The following is a 6,656-nucleotide window of genomic DNA, read 5'->3' as shown; positions in this document are numbered from 1 at the left end:
CAGGCCGGTGCACCGCCGCAGGCCGGTGCACCGCCGCAGGCCGGTGCACCGCCGCAGGCCGGTGCACCGCCGCAGGCCGGTGCACCGCCGCAGGCCGGTGCACCGCCGCAGGCTAGTGCGCCGCCGCAGGCTAGTGCGCCGCCGACTCCCAGTCCGCGCCCGAGCCCACGGACACGTCCAGCGGGGCCCTGAGGCGGACGGCGTCGGACATCTCGCGGCGGACGAGTTCCTCCGCGGCCGCGCGCTCGCCGGGGGCGATCTCCAGGACGACTTCGTCGTGGACCTGGAGGAGCATGCGGGACGTGAGACCGCTCTCCCGCAGCGCGTGGTCCACCTTGAGCATGGCGATCTTGACGATGTCGGCCGCGGTGCCCTGGATGGGCGCGTTCAGGGCCATCCGCTCGGCCGCCTCACGGCGCTGGCGGTTGTCGCTGTTGAGGTCGGGGAGGTAACGGCGACGCCCGAAGAGCGTGGCCGTGTAGCCCGTCGCCCGGGCTTCGTCGACCGCCCTGCGCAGGTAGTCCCGGACCCCGCCGAAGCGCTCGAAGTAGGCGTCCATCAGGGCGCGGGCCTCCCCCGCCTCGATGTTCAGCTGCTGGGACAGACCGAACGCCGACAGGCCGTAGGCCAGGCCGTACGACATGGCCTTGATCTTGCGGCGCATCTCGGCGTCCACGGCGGCGGGCTCGACGCCGAACACCTGGGAGGCGGCCGTGGTGTGCAGGTCCTCGCCGGAGGTGAACGCCTGGATCAGGCCCTCGTCCTCGGAGAGGTGCGCCATCACCCGCAGCTCGATCTGGCTGTAGTCGGCCGTCATCAGCGACTCGAAGCCCTCGCCGACGACGAAGCCGCGGCGGATGGCCCGGCCCTCGTCCGTGCGGACGGGGATGTTCTGCAGGTTCGGGTCGGTCGACGACAGACGGCCGGTCGCGGCGACCGTCTGGTTGAAGGTGGTGTGGATGCGTCCGTCCGCGGCGATCGACTTGATCAGGCCCTCGACGGTGACGCGCAGCTTCGCCTGTTCGCGGTGGCGGAGCATGATGACCGGCAGTTCGTTGTCCGTCTGGGTCGCGAGCCAGGCCAGGGCGTCGGCGTCGGTCGTGTACCCCGTCTTGGTCTTCTTCGTCCTGGGCAGGCCCAGTTCACCGAAGAGGACTTCCTGGAGTTGCTTGGGCGAGCCCAGGTTGAACTCGTGCCCGGCCGCGGCGTGCGCCTCCTTCACCGCCTGCTGGACGGCGCCCGCGAACATCTGCTCCATGGCCTCCAGGTGGGACCGGTCGGCCGCGATGCCGTGCCGCTCCATCCGGGCCAGCAGGGCGGAGGTGGGCAGCTCCATGTCGCCCAGCAGTTCGGCGGCGCCGACCTCCTCCAGGCGGCCCCGGAACGCCTCGCCGAGGTCGAGGATCGCGCGGGCCTGCACCATGAGGGCCTCGGCCTCGGCACCGTCGTCCGCGCCGAAGGCGAGCTGGCCGTCGGCCGCCGCGGGCGGGGCCAGCTCGCGGCCCAGGTACTCCAGGGACAGCGCGTCGAGGTCGAAGGAGCGGCGGCCCGGCTTGACCAGGTAGGCGGCGAGGGCGGTGTCCATGAAGACGCCGCCGACGCTCCAGCCGTGCTCGGCGAGGACGCGCATGGCGCCCTTGGCGTTGTGCAGCACCTTGGGGCGGTCCTCGGCGGCCAGCCAGGCCGTCCACGCGTTCTCGTCGGCCTCGTCCAGCTCGGCCGGGTCGAACCAGGCGGCCGCTCCCCCGCCCGCGGCGAGCGCGACCTCGGCGACCGAGCCGGCGCCCAGCGCCCACGTGTCGACGGTGGCGACGCCGAGGGTCTGCGCGCCGTGCTCGGCGAGCCAGCCGGCCAGCTCGCCCGTGCCCAGCACCGAGCCGTCCACCGCCACACCACCGGTCACCACCGGGGTCGACTCGGCCTCCTCGCCCCCCGGGTCGACGGCGAGGAGCCGCTCGCGCAGCGACGGGTTCCTGATCTCCAGGGTGTCCAGGACCATCGCGACGGCCGTGCGGTCGTAGGGCAGGCGCTCGAGGTCGGGGACGGTCTTGGGCAGCTCGACGGTGCGGACCATCTCCGTCAGGCGGCGGTTGAGCTTGACGGCTTCCAGGTGGTCGCGGAGGTTCTGCCCGGCCTTGCCCTTGACCTCCTCGACCCGCTCGACCAGTTCCGCGAACGAACCGAACTGGTTGATCCACTTCGCGGCCGTCTTCTCACCGACGCCGGGGATGCCCGGGAGGTTGTCCGACGGGTCGCCCCGCAGGGCCGCGAAGTCGGGGTACTGGGCGGGCGTCAGGCCGTACTTCTCGAACACCTTCTCCGGGGTGAAGCGGGTCAGCTCGGAGACGCCCTTCGTCGGGTACAGCACGGTGGTGTGCTCGCTGACCAGCTGGAAGGAGTCCCGGTCACCGGTGACGATCAGCACCTCGAAGCCCTCGGCCTCGGCCTGGGTGGCGAGCGTGGCGATCACGTCGTCCGCCTCGAAGCCGTCGACCGCGAACCGTGAGACGTGCATCGCGTCGAGCAGCTCGCCGATCAGCTCGACCTGCCCCTTGAACTCGTCCGGCGTCTTCGAACGGTTCGCCTTGTACTCCGTGAACTCCTCGGACCGCCAGGTCTTGCGGGAGACGTCGAAGGCGACCGCGAAATGCGTGGGCGCCTCGTCACGCAACGTGTTGGCCAGCATCGACGCGAAGCCGTAGATCGCGTTCGTCGGCTGGCCCGTCGCGGTGGTGAAGTTCTCCGCGGGCAGCGCGAAGAACGCGCGGTAGGCCAGCGAGTGCCCGTCCATGAGCATCAGGCGGGGCCGCTCGCCGGAGGTCGTCTCGGTCTTCTTCGATGCTGTTTCTGCCACGCCCCCGATCCTGCCACGCCCCACTGACACTCCCACCCACCCGCACACCTCCCCCCGCACACCTCCCCCGCACGCCGACCACCCCCAGCACCGCGCGACCAGGCACCAGCACCGCGCCACCAGACCCCGGCACCGCACCACCAAGCCCCGGCACCGCATCACCAGACCCCGGCACCGCACCACCAAGCCCCGGCACCGCGCCACCAGACCCCGGCACCGCACCACCAAGCCCCGGCACCGCATCACCAGACCCCGGCACCGCACCACCAAGCCCCGGCACCGCACCACCAGACCCCGGCACCGCACCACCAAGCCCCGGCACCGCACCACCAGACCCCGGACGTCCGTCGCCCGGGAGCGGGCGGCGTCACCCCGGCCCCGATCAGCCCCTCCGGCCTGCCCCACCAGCCCCCTCGACCAGCCCCGTGAACGGCCCCGGCAGCCCCTCCGCCCCTCGCGCAACCAATGCTCCCGCCCCCCGCGCTCCCACCCGCCCCCGCTGTCGGCACCACGTGCGAGGATCGGACCCGCAGGTCCCGCAGGCGCAGAGGTCACGGACACAAGGCCACGGACACCCCCGTCCGCCACCCCACCTCCACAGACCCCCCGCCGCACGACCGCACGCCACGGACACCCAGCATTCCCGCGCCAAGCGAAGGAGAGCCCCGCGATGGCAACGAAGCCGCCCAAGGCCGACCCGGTCCAGGACGCGCCGCAGGTCGCCGAGCCGCAGCACGCGGCGGCGGGCCTCCCGGCCATCGGGCACTCCCTGCGGATCGCCCAGCAGCAGATGGGTGTGAAACGCACCGCGCTGACCCTGCTGCGCGTGAACCAGAAGAACGGCTTCGACTGCCCCGGCTGCGCCTGGCCGGAGCCGGACCACCGGCACGCGGCGGAGTTCTGCGAGAACGGCGCGAAGGCGGTGGCGGAGGAGGCGACGCTGCGCCGCGTCACCCCGGAGTTCTTCGCCGCGCACCCGGTCGCCGACCTCGCCACCCGCAGCGGCTACTGGCTGGGCCAGCAGGGCCGCCTGACGCACCCCATGTACCTCCCCGAAGGGGCGGAGCACTACGAGCCGGTCTCCTGGGACCGCGCCTTCGACATCATCGCCGAGGAGACGGCCGCCCTGGCCTCCCCCGACGAGGCCGTCTTCTACACCTCGGGCCGCACGGGCAACGAGGCGGCGTTCCTCTACCAGCTCTTCGCGCGCGAACTCGGCACCAACAACCTGCCGGACTGCTCCAACATGTGCCACGAGTCGTCCGGCTCGGCCCTGGTGGAGACGATCGGCATCGGCAAGGGCAGCGTCCTGCTGGAGGACCTCTACAAGGCGGACCTGATCATCGTCGCCGGCCAGAACCCCGGCACGAACCATCCGCGCATGCTGTCCGCCCTGGAGAAGGCGAAGGCGAACGGCGCGAAGGTCATCAGCGTGAACCCGCTGCCCGAGGCCGGCCTGGAGCGCTTCAAGAACCCGCAGACCCCCAAGGGCCTCACCGCGGGCGCCGCGCTCACCGACCTGTTCCTGCAGATCCGCATCGGCGGCGACCAGGCCCTCTTCCGCCTCCTCAACAAACTGATCCTCGAGGCGGACGGCGCGGTCGACCGGGCGTTCGTCGAGGAACACACGCACGGCTTCGAGGAGTTCGCCGAGGCCGCCCGCGCCGCCGACTGGGACGACACGCTCACCGCGACGGGCCTCACGCGCGCGCAGATCGAGGAAGCCCTGCGCATGGTGCTCGCCTCGCAGCGCACCATCGTCTGCTGGGCGATGGGCCTGACCCAGCACAAGCACTCCGTGCCGACCATCCGCGAGGTGGTCAACTTCCTGCTGCTGCGCGGCAACATCGGCCGGCCGGGCGCGGGCGTCTGCCCGGTGCGCGGTCACTCGAACGTGCAGGGCGACCGCACGATGGGCATCTTCGAGCGCCCCGCACCGGCCTTCCTGGATGCCCTGGAGCGGGAGTTCGGCTTCGCGCCGCCGCGTGAGCACGGCTTCGACGTCGTCCGGGCGATCCGCGCCCTGCGCGACGGCGAGGCGAAGGTGTTCTTCGCGATGGGCGGCAACTTCGTCTCCGCCTCCCCCGACACCGACGTCACCGAGGCGGCCATGCGGCGCGCCCGGCTGACGGTGCACGTGTCGACGAAGCTCAACCGCTCGCACGTCGTGACGGGCGCGCGTGCGCTGATCCTGCCGACGCTGGGCCGCACCGAGCGCGACCTCCAGGGCAGCGGCGAACAGTTCGTCACCGTCGAGGACTCCATGGGCATGGTGCACGCCTCCCGCGGCCGCCTGGAGCCGGCGAGCCCGCACCTGCTGTCCGAACCGGCGATCGTGTGCCGTCTGGCCCGGCGCGTGCTCGGCGCCGACAGCAAGGTCCCGTGGGAGGAGTTCGAGAAGGACTACGCCACCGTCCGGGACCGCATCGCGCGCGTGATCCCCGGCTTCGAGGACTTCAACGCGCGCGTGGCCCGCCCCGGCGGCTTCGCGCTGCCGCACGCCCCGCGCGACGAGCGCCGCTTCCCGACGGCCACCGGCAAGGCCAACTTCACCGCGGCGCCGGTGGAGTACCCGACGCTCCCCGAGGGCCGCCTGCTGCTGCAGACGCTGCGCTCGCACGACCAGTACAACACCACGATCTACGGCCTCGACGACCGCTACCGGGGCATCAGGAACGGCCGCCGGGTGGTCCTCGTCAACCCCGAGGACGCGCGGGAGCTGAAGCTCGCGGACGGCTCGTACGTCGACCTGGTCGGCGAGTGGAAGGACGGCGTGGAGCGGCGGGCCCCCGGCTTCCGGGTGGTGCACTACCCGACGGCCCGGGGCTGCGCGGCCGCCTACTACCCGGAGACCAACGTCCTGGTGCCGCTGGACGCCACGGCGGACACCAGTAACACCCCGGCCAGCAAGTCCGTCGTCGTACGTCTGGAACAATCGGCGACCGACTGAGCGTTTGCTCAGCCAGTACGGCGGTGGCGGCCGCCCCGCCGTACCGGTCACGACGAACGGAGCAGGACCCCATGGGCGAGCAGCAGCACGTGAAGTTCCCGCAAGCGGTCATCGACGAGTACGCGGCGCTCGGCGTCGACCTCCCCGCCCTCTTCTCCGCCGGCCACCTGGGCACCCGCATGGGCGTGCAGATCGCCGAGGCCTCCGCGGACCGGGTCGTGGGCACGATGCCGGTGGAGGGCAACACCCAGCCCTACGGACTGCTGCACGGCGGCGCCTCCGCCGTCCTCGCCGAGACGCTCGGCTCGGTCGGGTCGATGCTGCACGGCGGCAGCTCCAAGATCGCCGTCGGTGTCGACCTCAACTGCACCCACCACCGCGGGGTCCGCTCCGGCCTGGTCACCGGCGTCGCCACCCCCGTCCACCGGGGCCGCTCCACGGCGACGTACGAGATCGTGATCAGCGACGAGGCGGGGCGCCGGGTGTGCACGGCACGGCTGACGTGCCTGCTGCGCGACGTGAACCCCGGCGACGGAGCGCCTACGGGCACGGCGGGCTGACGCACCACCGGCCCGCACCCGCACCGCGCCACCCACACCGCACCGCCGGCCCACCCCGCACCGCACCACCCGCGCCGTACGGCCACCCGCCACCCGCGCCGTACCGCACCGCCGGCCCACCCCGCACCGCGCCACCCACGCCGTACGGCCACCCGCCACCCGCACCGCACCGCCGGCCCACCCCGCACCGCGCCACCCGCGCCGTACGGCCACCCGCGCCGTACGGCCACCCGCCCCTCCTCAGCCGGCCGCACCTCCACGGTTGCCCGCGCCTCCGCAACCACCCGCCCCT

Annotated in this window: 3 protein-coding genes; 2 read left to right on the top strand and 1 reads right to left on the bottom strand. The window is 72.8% G+C overall.

The window, feature by feature from the left end:
• Positions 1–130: 130 nt before the first annotated feature.
• A complete protein-coding gene (gene polA / locus ACIP67_RS32670; protein ID WP_401696616.1) occupies positions 131–2,854 on the bottom strand; it encodes a DNA polymerase I in 2,724 nt (907 codons plus the stop codon).
• A 670-nt stretch (positions 2,855–3,524) separates the two neighbouring features.
• Between polA and ACIP67_RS32665 the strand changes: the two genes are divergently transcribed.
• Positions 3,525–5,804 (top strand): FdhF/YdeP family oxidoreductase, encoded by a 2,280-nt coding sequence (locus ACIP67_RS32665; RefSeq protein ID WP_401696614.1) that lies wholly within the window; start codon positions 3,525–3,527, stop codon positions 5,802–5,804.
• 71 nt (positions 5,805–5,875) lie between these two features.
• Entirely contained in the window at positions 5,876–6,364 is a 489-nt protein-coding gene (locus ACIP67_RS32660) for a hotdog fold thioesterase (RefSeq protein WP_401696612.1), read from the top strand.
• Positions 6,365–6,656: the final 292 nt, after the last annotated feature.

The sequence above is a fragment of the Streptomyces sp. NPDC088812 genome, from assembly GCF_044750285.1.
GTDB lineage: Bacteria > Actinomycetota > Actinomycetes > Streptomycetales > Streptomycetaceae > Streptomyces.
This window is presented reverse-complemented; position numbering and strand designations above follow the sequence as displayed.

Bases quoted from the DNA above. Each gene is read 5' to 3' on its own strand.
- ACIP67_RS32665 (WP_401696614.1), top strand. From the start codon at position 3,525: ATGGCAACGAAGCCGCCCAAGGCCGACCCGGTCCAGGACGCGCCGCAG.
- ACIP67_RS32660 (WP_401696612.1), top strand. From the start codon at position 5,876: ATGGGCGAGCAGCAGCACGTGAAGTTCCCGCAAGCGGTCATCGACGAG.